This window comes from Streptomyces sp. NPDC051569 (genome assembly GCF_044454085.1).
GTDB lineage: Bacteria > Actinomycetota > Actinomycetes > Streptomycetales > Streptomycetaceae > Streptomyces.
Window position 1 is genome coordinate 1 of the sequence record NZ_JBITDJ010000024.1, and the last position, 16717, is coordinate 16717.

A 16717-nucleotide genomic window follows, 5' to 3' on the forward strand; every position below is an offset into this window, starting at 1 on the left:
CTGGCGGATCCAGCCCCGCAGGGCCTCCGGATGCACGCCGAGGTCGACGGCCAGCTTCTTGATCTGCGGCTTCGGATCCGAGGTGCGATACATCCACACCGCACGCTCACGCAACTCCAGCGAGTATTTCCTGGGGGCAGCCATGGTCGATGTTCCTCTCATGAGAACCATCTGACCCTCTGTCACCATCTTCCGCATCTCGAGGGAACCTCACACCGCATGCCCGCTCCGCGCCTGGCGCTCGGTCAATGGAGCGGGGCACGAAACGCCCCGCCGTAGAGTTCGTCGGGACCGATGAGCAGCACGCCGTCCTCACCTTGTGCTCCACGTGACACCTCACGTCGCAACGAGTCGCTGAAGCCGTTTGCGCTAAAGCAGGCCAACTGACATCGACTGGTGTCCATACCCCGCGCGGTGAGAACTTCTCGTGCCCGAGCCAGCCTCTCCAGGTGGCTCAGCCCCATGACGGTGCCCCACTTCGCTTCTCCCAGCAGGTGGACCGCTTGCTTACTGCCCCCGGACCCGGGTTCCACCACGGCCACGTCGATCTGCGTCTGGCGCCTTGCCACGGGGTCCGTCACCACGCCACCGCCCACCTCCCCCAAGGAGGACCGGAGCAGGGCCCGGCCCGGCCCGAGTATGTACTCACGACACACCGTTTCGAAGTGCGGTCCGGCCACCTGCGCCGCGAAGCGTTCCGCGGACTGCGCCCACACCTCTCGCGCCTGTCCGCTTTCCAGTCGCGCCCAGGCAGGCCGCATCACCGCCTCGTAGAAATTGATCAGCGGCTCGGTGATTCTGTACTGGGACTTCCCGGCTCGAAAGACGTCCGCTTCCCGTGCCAGAAGGTGACTGTCCTCCAGAACGTGGAGGGGGTGTGAGATGTCCACCGACTTACGGCCGATGTACTCGGCGATCCCTCCCCGTGTGGAGTTCCCCTGGGCCACCGCGGCAAGGACCGAGTGGTACAAGGCCGTGTCCCGGATGTCCGCTTCCTCGGCAAGCAGGTACCGGGCTTCCCGGAAAAGAGGGCTGAAGGGCGAGAGGACCGTACGGCAGATCCAGTCGTCGAACTCCTCCAGCCTGGTGGGGACGTCGTCCGCGAGGAACTGCCGGCGGTACGCAGGTGTGCCGCCAACCACGGCATGGAGACGGGCCGCGAGCGCGGGGTCGTCGGCGACCCCCCAGAATTCAGCGGCCGCCCGGTACCCGAAGGGCCTTACGACAAGTTCCAGTTGAGCGCGCCCTCGCAAGGGTGCAGTACTCGCCAACAGTCCGCCCATGACGGACATCGCTGACCCGCACAGGAGAAGCCTCATCCGGCTCTGCTCAACCTGAAACCGGTCGACCTCCCTCTGGATTACGGACGGAAGCTCCGGAGCGGTCTTCGCCAAGTACGGAAATTCATCGATGACCACAAGCAGTGGCGCCTGAGAACTTCGCGGTGAGGCCAGCCCGAACAGGTAGGAAATTGCGTCGTCCCAGGTGGCAAAAGAGAACGGCACCGGCGAACCCACGTGGTCGGCAAGAGCCGCGGAGAACTGGCGCAGGGATTCCGTCTCCGTCGCCGCCGTGGCACCGAAATAGAAGCCCCCCTGTTGCTCTACCAGGGCGCGCAGCAAGTAGGTCTTTCCCATCCGCCGCCTGCCGCTGACGATCCCGAGCATGGCGTGCGGCAGCGGTCGGCTCACGAAGGCCGCGAGAGCATCCCACTCGACGCTCCGGTCGAAGACATGGGTCGGCTTGGCCGGGCGCTTGGAACCAGACATGAAGGCACTCCCTAGGAATGAACTCCTATGGAGTGTACTCCTAAGCATTGTCTGCGCGCACAGAGAGAAACATGCACACAGCCAGACCAAGACTGCCGATCCCGAGGAAGGTCACACCCCCGGCCGCCAGTGAAGCCGCCGCCCCCTCCCCCAGCTCCCGATAGACCGCGAACGCGACGACGGCGCCGGTGGCAGCACACAGGCCGACTAACGCCAGCCAAAGCCGTCTCACGCTCGGACTTTCACCACTCATGGAAGTACCTCTCCCTCAAGGCCCGCCAGACAGGAGGGCGCGATGCGCCCGTCGACGCACCGTCCGCCCCAGGCACACCCGCCCGCTCGCCACGCATCATCCAGCCCAGCGCGGCAACCAGTCGACCACCGCACCATGAGCCTAGAAGGTTCACCTAACACTCTCAAGTATTTACGGTGCCCTCTCGCTGGTAATCTCGCCGCAACGGGTCGGCCCCCAGGGGAACCGGCCATGGGCCGACTGAACGGGAAGCTGCCAGTGATCTCCAGCGAGCTCCTCTGCCGAGACCTGCGAGGGCTGATGGTGGGCCTGAGGAGTGATCTGCGGGAGCGCGCGCAGGAGAGCGCCGCCGCTGCCGTCCTTGAGAGCGATTACGCACGTGCCAGGAAAGAACGGACGACGTCAGCGACCTGGGACTCATGGAGGGATGAGCAGATCGGCCGGGCGGCTGCCTCCTGGCTCCTGGCCCTGACGATGATCAGGTTCTGCGAGGACAACGGAATGCTCGATGCTTCCGCTCTTCTGGCCGTTGAGGAACCGAAGGACGACTCGCCCCTCTCAGATGAACGTGCCCGGGAGGCTGTGTTCGACGTGCTCGCACGGGTTCGCTCTCTGCCCGTCATGGGGCAGGTGCTCAGCCCGCGCAGCAACCCCCTGTGGAAGATCGCACCCAGCAGCCAAGCTCTTCGAACGCTCCGGTCGTTCTGGCTCCGCAGGTCCCCTGAAGGCTCCCTTGAGCACGACTTCACGGATGCCACGCGCGATACACGATTCCTGCGGGACCTTTACGTCGCCCTCGACGAGCAGGCAACGAAGTCGTACGGACTGGTCGCGACGCCGGACTTCGTGGCCGACATGATCCTTGATCTCACAGTCGAACCGGCGGTCGCGGAGTCCGGTCTGCCAGGGTTCCGGGCTGTTGACCCCGCCTGCGGATCCGGCACCTTCCTGCTGAGCCTCTTCAGCCGCCTCTTCCACCTGTGGACCGACGCCGAGCCAGGCATGAGCCCCTGGCAGCGAGCCGCCCGGGCGCTGCGATCTGTCCACGGGGTGGACATCGACCCGTGTGCGGTGAGCGTCGCGCGGTTCCGCCTCCTGGTAGCGGCCATGAATGCCACCAGTGAACGGCGTCTGAGTACAGTCCCCGACGTACCCGTGGTCGTCGCGGTGGGAGACTCCCTCCTCCAGGGACGGGGGGCTCCGCATGTGGGGGACCTCGCCCTGGAGGAACCTTCTGGGATTTCCCCGAGGGGGGAGTTCTCCGACTACTCGCGCCGGCACGACCTGCTCGGCCGCGTTTCCTATCACGCCGTGGTGTCGAATCCCTCGTACCTCACGGTCAAGGACAAGTCGCTCTCCACCCTGTACCACGATGCCTACGTGAGTTGCAGAGGTAAGTACGCCCTCACCGCACCCTTCACCGAGCGGGCCTTCGAACTCGCGGCGACAGGCAGGAACAGCGGGTATGTGGGTCTGCTGATGGCCAACTCATTCATGAAACGAGAATTCGGTCGACCCCTCATCGAGCATGTGCTGTCGAGAGTCGAAGTCTCCCGGATCATCGACACCTCTGGCGCCTACCTCCCCGGGCACGGCACACCGACCGTCGTGCTCAGCGGCCGCAATCATGAACCGGATCCGCAGGTACCTGTGTACCTGGTGGTCAGCAAAGAGGGAGAGCCCGCACTTCCGGAAGTGCCGAGCGACGGCCTCGTGTGGCAGTCTCTGCGCGCCATGTCAGGAAGGTCCGTTGCCACCGAAGATCGCTGGGCCCGGTCCTTCTTCCAGTACCGAAGCGAGCTGGCCCACTTCCCCTGGAGCCTGACGGACCCGACCAGCAGAGATGTGCTAAGCCGGATGGAGCAGGGGGAACGGCTCGGTGAACGCGTTGCCCGGATTGGCTATCAAGCCGCTACGGGATCCGATGACATCTTCTGCGCTCCGCTCCGGTCGTTCAAACGGTCCCGGGCCGAGCAGGAAGCCTGTGTACAGGTCGTGACCGGGTCAGGCATTCGTGACTGGTCGGTACGCAGCGAATCCGCTGCGTTCTACCCCCGCGCACCCGGTGAGAACTCCATACGGCCCAAGGCCATTGATCTGTCGCGTTTCCCCGGACATCACCGACGCCTGCGACCCTACTGGTCGGTGCTGGTCGAACGTCCCGGCATCAAGAACTCCGCGCCCTGGTACGACTGGCACCAGGTTGCGTCGAACCAGAACGTACATTATTGGTCAATCGTCTTCCCCTGGGTGGCAACCCACCCTCATTTCAGTCTACTCAGAGAGCCTCTGGTCCCGCTGAACTCGGCACCCGTACTGAAGCTTTCGCCGTCAGCTTCGGAAAACGACCACCTCGAATTGCTCGGTTTGCTCAACAGCTCGGCCGCTTGTTTTTGGCTCAAGCACATGAGCCAAAGCAAGGGGGAGCCGAGAATCGGCCAGCTCCGGGGCGGCGAGGCGTGGGAAAGGATCTTTGAGTTCACCTCGACGCGGCTGCGCGACCTGCCTCTACCCGCCTGCTTCCCTCTCGAACAGGCCGCATCGCTCGATGCGATGGCGACCAGCCTTACGCAGCTGTCATCATCGATCACCGATACGCGCATTCCTCTCGATCAAGAATTCCTCGACTCCGCGGAATCCCGTTGGGCCTCGACCCGCTCCCGGATGGTGGCCGTGCAGGAGGAACTCGACTGGCGGGTGTACGAGTCCTACGGATTGCTCACCGATGACTGCGAATTGGCCTCTCCGCTGGACGAGCCACCGCCGCTCAAGGTGGGCGAGCGGGCGTTCGAGATCGTGCTGGCCCGTAAGGCCCAGGAGGGCCTGGTGTCCACGACGTGGTTCGAACGTCACGGAGCGACCCCCACGACCGAGATCCCCCTGCATTGGCCGGCCGCCTATCGAAACCTCGTACGAGGTCGCATCGAAGCCATCGAACAGCACGCCTCTCTGCGGCTGTTGGAGCAACCGGAGCACAAACGCCGTTGGTCGACCCCCGGCTGGCACCATTTCCTCCGAGTGGGCCTGCGGGACCGGATGCTCGATCGGTGCGAGAGAGCAGACCTTTGGTTCGAGACGACGGACGAAGAGCACCGCCCAGTCGCACGCACCGTGGAACAGTTGGCCAATTTCCTGGCGGCCGATGCGGAGTTCGTCATGCTCGCAGCACGTTACTCACCCGGTACGCGGGTCTTGGACGTGGTACAGAGCCTGCTCAATGACACACACGTGCCTGCGGCACCACCCCTCCGGTACAAGGAGTCCGGCCTGGCGAAGAGGAGCGACTGGGAAGCTGCGTGGGAGCGCCAATGGGCGTCGGGTCAGGGAGGGGACGGGACAACCGACCGGCAGGAGCAGACCGACCCCACCCTTTTCGTGCCGCCTCGCTACACGTCTGCAGACTTCGTCAAACCCTCCTACTGGCAACAACGCGGCAAGCACGATGTCCCCAATGAACGTTTCGCCTCCTACCTGCCGCCCTTTTCCCCTCTGTCCTCGGCCACAGTCCTGGGGTGGGCGGGTTGGGACGCCCATGAGACCGCCCAAGTGCTGCTCGATCTGGTCGAATCCGGCGCACATGCCGACGCCGGTGGACTCGAATCGATGTTTCCGCTTCTCGCAGCCCTGCAAGACATCTTGCGCCGGGTACAGCGAACCGAAGCAGATCTCGGGCCCACCGTGCCATCAGGCTCATACCAGGTGTACGAAGAGACCTTCCGTCGTCACGTGGTACGCCTCGGAACTTCGCAAGCAGAGATCGCGGGCTGGAGGCCCCCCGCTCCGAGAAGGGGACGACCACGTAAAGAATCATGACAAGGAGGCCCCATATCAGGCGTACGGGGGGTGACCGGCAGCTCGCCCGGCCAGTCAACCTCGCCGTCGGTGAGCGCGGCGGCGTGGAGGACGACATCGCTTCGCCCTCTGCGTCTGTGACGGGGAATGGTGAACTCGTACGGCTCCGGGTCGAAGTCACCGAGGCCGGTAGAAGGAGATCTCCCAGAGTTGTCCGAGTGCCTCACTGCGCATGGCACGACAGTTGCACGGGCGGACCCCAAGAATCGGTGAGGCTTCGCAACATGATCGCGCGGCATAGCGGCACTGTGGTACGACGGATGCTCCCCCGCACCAAGTACCGGCGTCGACAATCAGCACCCGGAAGTCGCGGTCGCTCAAGGCCCGTCCGCTACTGAACTTGAACTCGTGATGTCGGTTGCATCGTGGTGAGGTCCTGATGCGAGAGAGCTGGACGCCGGCGTGCCGTGATCACGGGGGTGGCTGAGCCACCGACGCGCGGCGCCCAGGTTCACTTCGATCTCGTCGTTCGATGCGCGGAATTCCGGCCACGACGGGTAGCCGCCTTGGGCGAGGACCCGGACCTCACCAGGGCACGCGCCGGTTTCGGTGAAGAGTTGTCCATCCGCGGCCACGATGGCGCCCGGGCCGGTCGCCGCGGGCACAACCTCGCCGGCCGGTATGGGGCCTGCTCACAGGTGGGCGTCCAGGAACTCCCCCAGCGCTGCCCTGGACATCGGACCGCTCCTGTCCGCCACCGGTTCGCCCCGATCGATCAGCACGAAGGAGGGCGCGCCGGTGACGCCGTACCGCCGTACGGGGCCGGGGCACCTGGCGATGTCGGCCCGCACGACGATCAGTCGGCCCTCGTAGGCGTCGGCCACCTCCCGCACCAGGGGATCCATTTCCTTGCATGCTGCCGCGGCCTTGGGCCACACCCCGTGGAAGTACGCGAGCACCGGCACGTCCACCCTCGCCAGGATGAACTCGAACTCGGCGTCCTCATGGGGTTGCTGGACCCTGTTTGCCATCGGCACTCCTTGACGCTCCACTCGATGCGAGGCAGTGGGTGCCTCCATGTGTTTCCCGACCGCGACGGCGCGTACCGCCCGTCAGTGGGCCTTGCGCGCTCGGGCGGCCTTGCGGGCCTCCGCCATCGTGCGCGCCTCCGCGGCCTTGCGGGATTCCTTCGGCGGGCGGCCCGTGCGGGTACCCAGACCCCGGAACGCCGCGTTGCCGGTCTTCGACCCGTCCTGCACCGGCGGGCGCTTCGCGCCTGTGATGCTGGTCAGCCTCTCCTCGCCGGAGCGAACCTGAGCGACCGTGGGCCGGATCCCGGCGTCCGACATCATCCGGTTCACGTCCCGGCGCTGGCCGGGCGTGACCAGCGTGACCACGCTGCCGGACTCCCCGGCACGCGCGGTGCGCCCGCCGCGGTGGAGGTAGTCCTTGGGGTCGGAGGGCGGATCCACGTTGACGACGAGGTCCAGGTGCTCGACGTGGATGCCACGGGCAGCGACGTTGGTGGCCACCAGCACCGTGATCTCGCCGTCCTTGAACTGCGCCAGCGTGTGCGTACGCTGCGGCTGCGACTTCCCGCTGTGCAGCGCACCCGCCTGTATGCCGCTGCTCCGCAAGTGGCGGGTGAACTGGTCCACACCGTGCTTGGTGTCCAGGAACATCAGCACCCGCCCGTCCCGAGCCGCGATCTCGGTGGCTGTCGCGTACTTGTCGGCGGGATGGACGTTCAGTACGTGGTGTTCCATCGTCGCGACCGAGCTCTCCGCCCGGTCGACCGTGGCGAACACCGGCTCACTCAGATATTGCCTGACCAGTTGATCGACGTTGCGGTCGAGCGTCGCGGAGAACAGCATCCGCTGCCCGTCGGGGGGCGTCCGGTCCAGGGTCTCCGAGACCTGCGGCAGGAAACCCATGTCGCACATCTGGTCCGCCTCGTCCAGCACCGCGATCCGCACCTGGTCCAGGTGGCAGTCCCGCCGGGCGACGAGATCGGCCAGCCGTCCCGGCGTCGCCACCACGACCTCGGCACCCGCCCGGAGCGCTGCCACCTGCCGGCTGATCGCGAGCCCGCCGACCACAGTCACCGAGCGTAGTCCGAGCGCCTCCGCGTAGGGAGCCAGCGCCTCGCTCACCTGCTGCGCGAGTTCCCTTGTCGGCACCAGGACCAGTGCGAGAGGGCGCTTCGGTTCGGCGCGCCGGCCCGCCGTACGGGCGAGGAGCGCAAGCCCGAAGGCGAGGGTCTTTCCCGAGCCGGTCCGCGCGCGGCCGAGGACATCCCGGCCGGCCAGCGCGCTCGGCAGGGTGGCCGCCTGGATCGGGAATGGCTCCCGTATCCCGAGCCCCGCCAGCACGCCCATCAGCTCGACCGGCAGTTCAAGCTCCGCGAAGGAGCCGGCCGGCGGGAGGCCGGGCGCCGGTGTCCCCGGCACCGAGAGCTCGCCCCGCGGGGCCCTCCCCTGGTCGGACCTGCCGGGTCCGGAGCGGCCGGAGGCCGACTGCTTCGCCTTCATGGGGGTTCCTCGTTTCGGCGCCCTGAACGGACCGGGGCCCGTACCTTGTCCGGCACGGGCCCAGGCTCTCTGCAAGCGTGGCCCAATCTTACCAGCGCGGGCCTCGCGCCGGCCGTGGCGCGGGCCGGCCGGGCACCCGCCCCGGGGATCGTCACGCGCTGAAGGCCGGTAAGCCCCTCGACATGCGGGCTGCTCCTGCCGAGCGGTACAGGGGTTCCTGCCGTAGGTGGCCGGGCGCTGGACGCGATTGCCCCGCGGCTGGAGATCATGGCGGGCACGGTCGGGGCGCGGGCGATCGGGGAATTCGGGATCGATGTCTCGCGCTTGCACGGATGCGTGAGCAGCATGTCCGTGCACGGCGCATACTCGGCCGAAGGCCAGGACGCCGATTGACGAGTGAGAGCGTGATGGGCCTCTGCTGACGTCCCTCGACGTCGCCGCGCCCGTCCCCCACCGATGAATCCGTAGATCACTTCACTCTTCCGGGAGAACTCATGACCGTGAGCAAGAACATCAACAACCCCGTGGGCATGGGTGGCGGCCAGCGCAAGAGGCTGTCCCGCGCCGAACGGCAGAACAACGGTCCGCACCGCAACCTCGACCGCAAGGGTGCCGCCGACCAGAAGGCAGAGCTGGTGCGCAAGATGCGCGAGAAGGCAGGCTCGGCCGAGGGCGCCGAGCAGACGGGCGACGGCACCGCACAGAGCTGACGCGATGCCGCCGCAGAGCGGCAGGCATCGCATCGGTCAGGTTGCGGCCGCTCCCGCTCAGCTCCCGGCCGACCACCTGCGTCAGCCGACCACCCGAGGTGTGGCGTGCCACTACGTGCCAGTCATGACGGTGAACGGCGATCAGCGGAGGCTCGGACGAAGCCACTGCGGCACGCCCCCAGGGGCACGTCTCCCCAGCTCAGAGGCGGGCGAGCCTACGCAATGCCAGGTGATTCCCCAGCTCGGAGCACGAGTTCGATTCTCGTCACCCGCTCTTCGAAGAAGGCCCCGGTCACAGACCGGGGCCTTTCTTGTCACCTGGACCATTTCAAGGTGTCCGTACCCCTACATGTACATGCCCCATCTGGCGGGGCGGCCGGCTGTTGTGGCAGCCCCAGGGCAGGGAGGCCGAAGGCAGGGAGGCCGAAGGCAGGGAGGCCGAAGGCAGGGAGGCCGAGTGCGATTGCAGCCGCAGCGAGCGCGGCCACCGCTGGTCGAACCACTTCGAAGCGTCTTGAGGACAGCCGCACTCTGCGCCCTGTCGTCACGTCCCGCTCGTCCACCCGCTCGGCCGCCAGAGCCCCGACGACTTGATGACCGGCCGGAACTCGCAGAGGTGCCGGCGGGGGACGGGAGAGGGACAGGGTGCGGAGCCAGGACCGGAAACGTGAAGCACCCGTGAATACCCTGTGGAGTCGTTGTCAGTGGGGCCGCCTATGCTGCACCGACGATCACGCGGGTTCAGGGGAGGGCGCGGCATGTTCGACAGGCTGTTCGGTAGGGGTGGGGAGAGACCGGCCGCGGATCCGCACGCCCTTCCCGCCCCACGCAGGCAGAAGAACGGGATGTACGCACTGCGCGCGCTCGGGGACAGGCGGGTGCTCGCGCTGTTGGAGTCGGCCGACGCGGGTGACTGGCAGGCGGTCAAGGCGGCGCTGACCTCCTTCGATCTCGGCCGCGACCACCACGTCCTGAGTCAGCTCGCCGACTGGTCCGGCGTGGAGGACTGGATCGGGCGGGCCGTCGAGGAGGACAAGGAGCACCGGGCGACGGCTCTGCTGATATCCGGGGCCCGCCACATCGCATGGGGCTGGGAGGCGCGCACCGCCAAGCGTGCCAAGAACGTCACGCAGGAGCAGTGGCGGGTCTTCCACGAGCGGCTCCGCATCGCCGAGGATCAGTTGTTCGAGGCCGCCGAGTTGCGGCCGGAGTGGGTTACGCCGTGGCGCCGCCTTCTCACCTCCGGCTGCGGCATGTCGCTGGGCCTCGCCGTCAACGAGACCCGGTTCGACGCTGCGCTGCGCCGGGACCCGCTGGACCTGGAGACCCACATCGGCTGGCTGTCGCAGTTGCAGCCCCGTTGGGGCGGCGAGCCAGGCCAGGCCCTGGCGTTCGCCCGCGACGCGTTCGCCCGCGCCCCGCAGGGGCACCGGCTCGGCTGCCTGATCGCCGTGGCGCACATCGAGGACTGGGTGGAGTCGGACAGTGCGGACTGCCTCGAAAACCCGGAAGTCCAGGCCGAGTTGCGGGCTGCGGCCGACCACAGCATCCTGCACCCCGCTTTCGCGCGGTACCCGGGCTGGCAGTACGACTTCAACATGTTCGCCATGGCCCTGTCGCTGGCCGATGAGCGTCACACGGTCCGGCGCGTCTTCCAGGCGGTCGACGGCGCCTACACCGGCTGGCCCTGGACCTACTTCGGGGAGCCCGAGGAGCAGTTCGCCCGCCGCCGCGTCTGAGCACACACCGCCGCGTCTGAGCACACGCCGCTCCCGTTCTGCCGCACCCGTCGCCCCTCCCACTCCGGACTGCCCATGACTCTGCCCGACACCACCGCGAACGCGGCCGGCGCCGACCACACCTTCCAGGTGGATCTGCGCGGCCTTGTCGATCTCCTCTCCCACCACCTCTACTCCAGCCCTCGCGTCTACCTGCGTGAACTTCTGCAGAACGCGGTGGACGCGCTGACCGCCCGGCACGGCCTCGAACCGACCGCCCCCTCCGACGCCTTCGGCATCCGCCTGTACGCCGACGGTTCGGTGGTGCGGGTCGAGGACGACGGCGTCGGTCTCACCGTGGACGATGTGCACGCCTTCCTCGCCACGATCGGCCGCAGCAGCAAGCGCGCCGAACGGATCGCGGAGCAACGCGGCGACTTCATAGGCCAGTTCGGAATCGGCCTGCTCTCCTGCTTCCTGGTCGCTGACGAGATCCACGTCATGAGCCGCTCCGCCCGCACTCCCGACGCACCCGCCGTGGAGTGGCGGGGGCGCGGCGACGGCAGCTACACCGTCCGCACCCTGCCCGCCTCCGCCCGCCCCCGGCCCGGTACCACCGTCACGCTGACGCCGCGCGCCGACGCGGATGAGTGGACCCGGCCGGCGCAGGTGCACGCGCTGGCCCGGCACTTCGGCTCCCTGCTGCGCCACCCGGTGACCTTCGACGACGGCACGGGCGGCCCGGGCGCATCCGTCAACCCTGATCCCGCTCCCTGGGTGCGTACCTACCCCACGCCGGGGACGCGTTCCCGCGCGTTGGCCGCGTACGGCGAGGAGGTCTTCGGGTTCACGCCGCTGGACACCATCGATCTGGACTTGCCGGCCGTGGGCCTGAAGGGCATCGCGTGCGTGCTGCCCGAGGCGGTGCCGGCCGGGCGCCGCCACGGCCACCGCGTGCACGTCAAGGGCATGCTGCTGTCCGAGCAGGCCGGAGAGATTCTGCCTGAGTGGGCGTTCTTCGTCCGCTGCGTGGTCGACGCCGAGAGTCTGCGCCCGACGGCGTCCCGCGAGGCCTTGTACGAGGACGACACCCTCGCCGCCGTCCGCGACACCCTCGCTGAGCGGCTTCGCGCGTGGATCGCCCGGGCCGCCGCCAGCGACCCGGACCTGCTCGCCCGCTTCCTCCAGGTCCACCACCTGGCCGTGAAGTCGCTCGCGGTCCACGACGACGAGATTCTGCGGATGCTGCTGCCCTGGCTGCCGTTCGAGACCACGGACGGGCACACCACCCTCGACGAGTTCGCGCGCACCCACCGCACGGTGCTCGTGACGTCGAGCGTGGAGGAGTTCCGGCAGGTCGCGGCGATCGCCTCGGCCGCCGGGCTCGGCGTCGTCAACGGCGGCTACACCTACGACCGTGAACTGGTCCACCGGCTGCCCGAGATCAGGCCCGAGGCCGGCGTCGCCGACCTCGACCCGGCGACCCTCACCGCCCACCTCGACCCCGTCGACCGCGAGACGGAACTGGCCGCGGCGGCCTATCTCGCCCTGGCCCGCGACGCCCTCGCCGTCTTCGACTGCGATGTCGCGCTGCGCACCTTCCAGCCCGCCTCAGCCCCCGCCCTCCTCGTCGACAGCCGCGATGCCCGGCACGAGCGCACCCGCTCCCAGCTCGCCCGCGAGCAGGAGGGCGGCCTGTGGGGCGACATCCTCGGCGCGCTGCGCCAGGAGGCCCCGCGGGCCCAGCTGATCCTCAACCAGCTCAACCCGCTGGTCCGCGCCGCGATCGCCATCGATGCGCCCGAACTGGCCCGCACCAGCGCCGAAGCCCTCTACGGGCAGGCCGCGCTGCTGTCCCGGCGCCCGCTCAGGCCCGCCGAATCGAGCCTCATCAACCGCTCTTTCCTCGACCTTCTCGCCCACGCCCTCCGCAAGGACAGGTGACGATGCCGACCGCACCCCAGACCACCGACGAGCTGTACCAGGCGCTCCAGGAGAACGAGCGGCGCCCCTACGGCCGCACCCGCACCATCGCCGCCGAGGACCTCGTCGAGGCAGCTGAGCTGTTCACCGAGCCCGTCCCGCTCGTCCACGCGCTCTTCGAACTCCAGGAGGCGTACACCTACGGCTCCGAACCCCGGAAGTCGCCCGTCGTCTTCGCCCGCCTGCTCACGCTCTTCGACGAGCAGCCCGATGTCTTCGACGAGCGCCTGCGCCACATGCTGTTCTGGCGGTTCAAATGGGTGGCCAACGCCCTGCGCGCGCTGCCCGAGGTTCCGCTGGCCGGCCTGCGTCAGTGGCTCACGGAGATGGGCGACCGGTACGAGAAGGCCGGTTTCGGCCTTCAGCCCTACTACGGGCAGACGTACCAGCTCGCCGCTCACCTCGGCGATGACACCACCCTCGCCTACGAGCTGTGGGCGGGACGCACCCGCACCCCGCTCAGCGACTGCGAGGCCTGCGAGATCTGCGAGCGCGCCCTCCACCACCTCACGGCAGGCGACGACGAGCGGGCGCTGCGCACCTGGGAACCCGTCCTGGCCGGGAAGGAGTCCTGCCAGGAGGAGCCGGTCCGCTCCATCTCGCACGCGCTGCTGCCCTTGCTGCGCACCGGTCGCACCGACCGGGCCCGCGAACTGCACCTCGCCGGTTATCGCGGCTGCCGCCGCAACCCCTCCATGTCCGGGGAGGTCGGCCGGCACCTGGAGTTCTGCGCGCTGACCGGCAACGAGGCACGCGGCCTGGAACTGCTCGCCGAGAACCGGAACCTGTTCGACGAGGTGGACTCGCCGCTGGACCTGTTCGACTTCTCCACCGGCGTGGAGGTCCTCCTCCAGCGCGTCGAGCTCCTCGGCCATGGCGAACTGCCCGCCGCCGGGTACGCGGGCCGCACCTGGACGGTGTCCGGGCTGCGCGCCGAGGTGCGGGGCCGCGCCGACGACCTCGCCGCCCGCTTCGACACCCGCAACGGAACCACGGCCCACACCGACCGACGCAGGGCCCGCCTCGACCGTGCCCCGCTCCGGGACGCGCTGGAACTGACCCTGCGTACCCGCAGCCTCGACAACGTTGCCCCGGTCGCGACGGCTGCCGTGCCCGCCGCCCCCGCAGCCGCCGCCGTCCCTGAGCCGCTTCCGGAACTCCTCGTCCAGGCACGGGCGCTGGACGAACAGGGGCACCCGGACGCCCATGCCTGCTGGGCGCGGCTGCGCACGCTCGTCGCCGCCCGCGACTACACCCACCCCGACGACCCGGGCCTGGGCCCGCTCGTACAACTGCGCGCGGATCTGCTGGACGAGGAGGCGAACCGGGCCGGCGAGAAGGACGAGTTCGCCGACGCCGCCGCCCTCCATGAGGAGGCGGCGGGCCTGTACGACGACGCCGGAGCGCCGGGTCACGCGGTGCTCGCGCGCGCCGGCGCCCTGCTCGCCACCGCCGAAATCCCCGCCGAGATCCCCGCCGAGGGCGCCGACGGGGGCACCGACGAGGCCGAGGCGAAGGCCGCCGCGCTGACCACCGCCCACGCGTCCATGGTCCGCCTGCACGAGGAGACCCCCGGGCTCGCCCCGTACCAGGAGGCTCGCCTGCTGCGGCTGCGGGCGACCGCGCTCGGCCTGCGCCTACAGGCCTCGCGGAGCGAGGAGCACGTCGCGTCGGCCTTCGCCGAAGTGGACCTGCTGCACGCCTTCGCCACCCGGCACGAGATCGCCGGGCAGATCTCCGGCGCCCGGTTGCTGCGGACAAGTACGTACGCCCTCTCCGGTGACCTGCCGGCCGCGGCCACCGAGATCGACGCCCTCGTCGACCTGCTGAAGGCGCAGGGCCCCGCCTGGCATCTGCCCCGCACGCTCGGACTGCGTGGCCGGATCCGGCTCGGCCTCCAGGACGCGCAGGCGGCCCACGCGGACCTGGCCGAGAGCCTGCGACTGGCTGCCGACTGGCCGGCCGACGTGGTCGACGCCGCCCGCCTCCACGGTGATCTGGCCGAGGCATGCATGCACCTGGGCCGCCCCGACGAGGCGCTGCGGCACCTGACGCGCTCGGCCGAGCTGGACCTTCGCCGCGGCAACCGGACAGACGCGTTCTGTACCTACAGCAACGCGGCCCAGCTCAGCCTCGACCTGGGCCGCTTCGAGGACTGCATCGCTCTGCTCGACTCCCTCCTGACCGACCCTGGCGTTGCCGCCGGAGAGCTGGACGACCGGCTCGTGGCTCAGTTGCGCCTGTCCCGCGCTCGCGCGCTGCACGTGGGCGAGGACCTCAAGGCCGCCACGGCGGAGTTCGTCGCCCTCGCGGCCGAGTCGGCCGGCTGGGACGACGACCCGGGGAGCCACGCCATGATCGCCGCGGAGACGGCCGTGCTCCTCGGCGAGTCCGGCGACTTCGGCCGGGCCCGCAAGGTCGCGGACCAGGCACTCGCCGCCCACGGCCGGGCCCCGCGCTACGAGCGGCTCAGCAACTGCCTGCGCGAACTCGCCCGCCTCCAGGCCCAGCAACAGGGCCCCGACGGTCTGGCCGACGCCCTCGCTCACCTCGCCGAAGCCGGCCGGATCGCCGACGAGGCCCGCGCCGCCGGGTACGAGGCCCGCGGCCGCTCCCTGGACACCGCTCTGGCCTACGAACACGGGCGGGTCAATGCCTACGCCGGTGCGTACGAGGACGCCCTGGCAGCCCTGGAAAAGGCCCTCGCTCTGCTCGGCGAGCCGGCGGAAGGGGACCCTGCCGGCGAGTGGGCCGAGTGCGTCCGTCTCGCCGGTGCCGTGGAGGGCATCTACCTGGAACGCCCCGCCCCCGCCCTCACTCGCCTCGACGCGGCGGTCTCCCGCCTGACCGCCCTGGGTCACACTGAGGAGTCCGAGCCGCTGACCTCCTTGGCGGCCGGGCTGCGCGACGAGGAGTGACGTGACGGCTCCCGGTGCGGGGCGACCGCCCGCCCCGCACCGGGAGCGCCGCCCGCCCCGGGCGGCAAGGGCGGTCGACGTGGTGGCGACAGTGCACGACACAGAGCCGGAGGCATACCGGCCGATCACCCGCCAAGTGCCGGCCGGTCTGGCTGACAGGCGTGAACGGAGTCGCGCATGCGGTTCTCTTGCACACGAGTGCTGCCCAACGTGAGCCCGTCACGCCGGAGTTGCCGCCTCCTTCCCGCAGCGAAGCCCTCGGCCACTGATGCGGTGGCCGAAGGCTCCACACCGGGCTGACTACGGGCCGGTGGTTGGCGGTGCCGGAGGAGGCGCCGTGCCCGGAATGCTGTCGGGGGGCTGCGACTCCCAGGAGCGCCCGGTGCCCGGAGGGGGCCTGACGTGCTGTTCTTCCACCGTGGGGCGGGTCGTCCACCACATCACGGCCACAAGACCAACGGCGCACGCGCCACCGACGAGCAGCCCGGCCGGGGGGCGTCGCGGTGAGCGCGCAAGGCGCAGGCCCAGCCAGCCGACGCATGCTCCCGCGAAAACCACGATCGTCGAGGTGAGGTCGCCGTTCCGGTAAGTGATCAGCAGGGCGTCATAGTTGGTGAACAACACCAAGAGCGTCGCGTAGAGCACCGCGATGACCGCGCACACTCCTTCCAGCAGGCGCAACACGCGTCGGCCTCCGCTCATACCGGTCTCCTCTCCCCGGGCCAACCGTAGGGGAATCAGCTGGCAGGCGGTACGGACGGCGGGACCTGAATGTTCTCGGTCACCCGCCCGTCCGCGTCCGTCCGCGTCCGTCTCAATGCAACGTTTCTCCCCGGGCTCTGATGCGGACCGAGGCGCGACGGGGGCCCGGACGGCTTGAACAGGCCACGCGTCTTGGCCTTCAGCACCTCACCGTTGGCGTCCTTGGCGTCCTTGGCGTCCTTACCGTCGGCGCCGATGGGACGAACGGACCACCGTGCTGGACGAGATCAAGGCGCAAGGCATCAAAGACGCGCGCTGGACTGGGACTGCCGTTCCTGTGG

10 protein-coding genes are annotated in these 16717 nt (G+C 69.0%); 5 read left to right on the forward strand and 5 right to left on the reverse strand.

Annotated features, from left to right (window positions below):
- Positions 1–198 (reverse strand): transposase (locus tag ACIBAE_RS25915; RefSeq protein ID WP_399289862.1); only part of this gene is annotated, 198 nt, incomplete at its 3' end.
- 47 nt (positions 199–245) lie between these two features.
- Positions 246–1769, reverse strand: coding sequence for an ATP-binding protein (locus ACIBAE_RS25920; protein WP_399289865.1), 1524 nt, complete (start codon positions 1767–1769; stop codon positions 246–248).
- A gap of 484 nt (positions 1770–2253) precedes the next feature.
- Between ACIBAE_RS25920 and pglX the strand changes: the two genes are divergently transcribed.
- Positions 2254–5835, forward strand: coding sequence for a BREX-2 system adenine-specific DNA-methyltransferase PglX (gene pglX, locus ACIBAE_RS25925; protein ID WP_399289867.1), 3582 nt, complete (start codon positions 2254–2256; stop codon positions 5833–5835).
- Between the two features lie 671 nt (positions 5836–6506).
- Here the strand turns inward: pglX and ACIBAE_RS25930 are convergent.
- The gene (locus tag ACIBAE_RS25930; protein WP_399289869.1) at positions 6507–6845 is read right to left on the reverse strand and encodes a thioredoxin family protein; all 339 of its coding nucleotides are present in this window, start codon (positions 6843–6845) and stop codon (positions 6507–6509) included.
- A gap of 81 nt (positions 6846–6926) precedes the next feature.
- Entirely contained in the window at positions 6927–8345 is a 1419-nt protein-coding gene (locus ACIBAE_RS25935; protein WP_399289871.1) for a DEAD/DEAH box helicase, read from the reverse strand.
- A 494-nt stretch (positions 8346–8839) separates the two neighbouring features.
- On the opposite strand from ACIBAE_RS25935, the gene ACIBAE_RS25940 reads away from it, so the two are divergent.
- From ACIBAE_RS25940 to ACIBAE_RS25955, 4 genes are all read left to right on the forward strand, one after another.
- The gene (locus tag ACIBAE_RS25940; RefSeq protein WP_399289872.1) at positions 8840–9055 is read left to right on the forward strand and encodes a DUF6243 family protein; all 216 of its coding nucleotides are present in this window, start codon (positions 8840–8842) and stop codon (positions 9053–9055) included.
- Between the two features lie 758 nt (positions 9056–9813).
- Positions 9814–10794 carry a hypothetical protein gene (locus ACIBAE_RS25945; protein WP_399289874.1) on the forward strand — a complete coding sequence of 327 codons (981 nt, stop codon included), beginning with the start codon at positions 9814–9816 and terminating at the stop codon, positions 10792–10794.
- A 75-nt stretch (positions 10795–10869) separates the two neighbouring features.
- Positions 10870–12717, forward strand: a complete 1848-nt coding sequence (locus tag ACIBAE_RS25950; protein WP_399289876.1) for an HSP90 family protein — start codon at positions 10870–10872, stop codon at positions 12715–12717.
- Between the two features lie 2 nt (positions 12718–12719).
- Positions 12720–15674, forward strand: coding sequence for a hypothetical protein (locus ACIBAE_RS25955; protein ID WP_399289878.1), 2955 nt, complete (start codon positions 12720–12722; stop codon positions 15672–15674).
- Positions 15675–15974: 300 nt separating this feature from the next.
- Here the strand turns inward: ACIBAE_RS25955 and ACIBAE_RS25960 are convergent, their stop codons facing one another.
- Positions 15975–16358, reverse strand: a complete 384-nt coding sequence (locus tag ACIBAE_RS25960) for a hypothetical protein (protein WP_399289880.1) — start codon at positions 16356–16358, stop codon at positions 15975–15977.
- Positions 16359–16717 lie beyond the last annotated feature (359 nt).

Coding starts and splice junctions, on each gene's coding strand:
- ACIBAE_RS25920 (WP_399289865.1), bottom strand. CDS start 1,769: ATGTCTGGTTCCAAGCGCCCGGCCAAGCCGACCCATGTCTTCGACCGG.
- pglX (WP_399289867.1), top strand. CDS start 2,254: ATGGGCCGACTGAACGGGAAGCTGCCAGTGATCTCCAGCGAGCTCCTC.
- ACIBAE_RS25930 (WP_399289869.1), bottom strand. CDS start 6,845: ATGGCAAACAGGGTCCAGCAACCCCATGAGGACGCCGAGTTCGAGTTC.
- ACIBAE_RS25935 (WP_399289871.1), bottom strand. CDS start 8,345: ATGAAGGCGAAGCAGTCGGCCTCCGGCCGCTCCGGACCCGGCAGGTCC.
- ACIBAE_RS25940 (WP_399289872.1), top strand. CDS start 8,840: ATGACCGTGAGCAAGAACATCAACAACCCCGTGGGCATGGGTGGCGGC.
- ACIBAE_RS25945 (WP_399289874.1), top strand. CDS start 9,814: ATGTTCGACAGGCTGTTCGGTAGGGGTGGGGAGAGACCGGCCGCGGAT.
- ACIBAE_RS25950 (WP_399289876.1), top strand. CDS start 10,870: ATGACTCTGCCCGACACCACCGCGAACGCGGCCGGCGCCGACCACACC.
- ACIBAE_RS25955 (WP_399289878.1), top strand. CDS start 12,720: ATGCCGACCGCACCCCAGACCACCGACGAGCTGTACCAGGCGCTCCAG.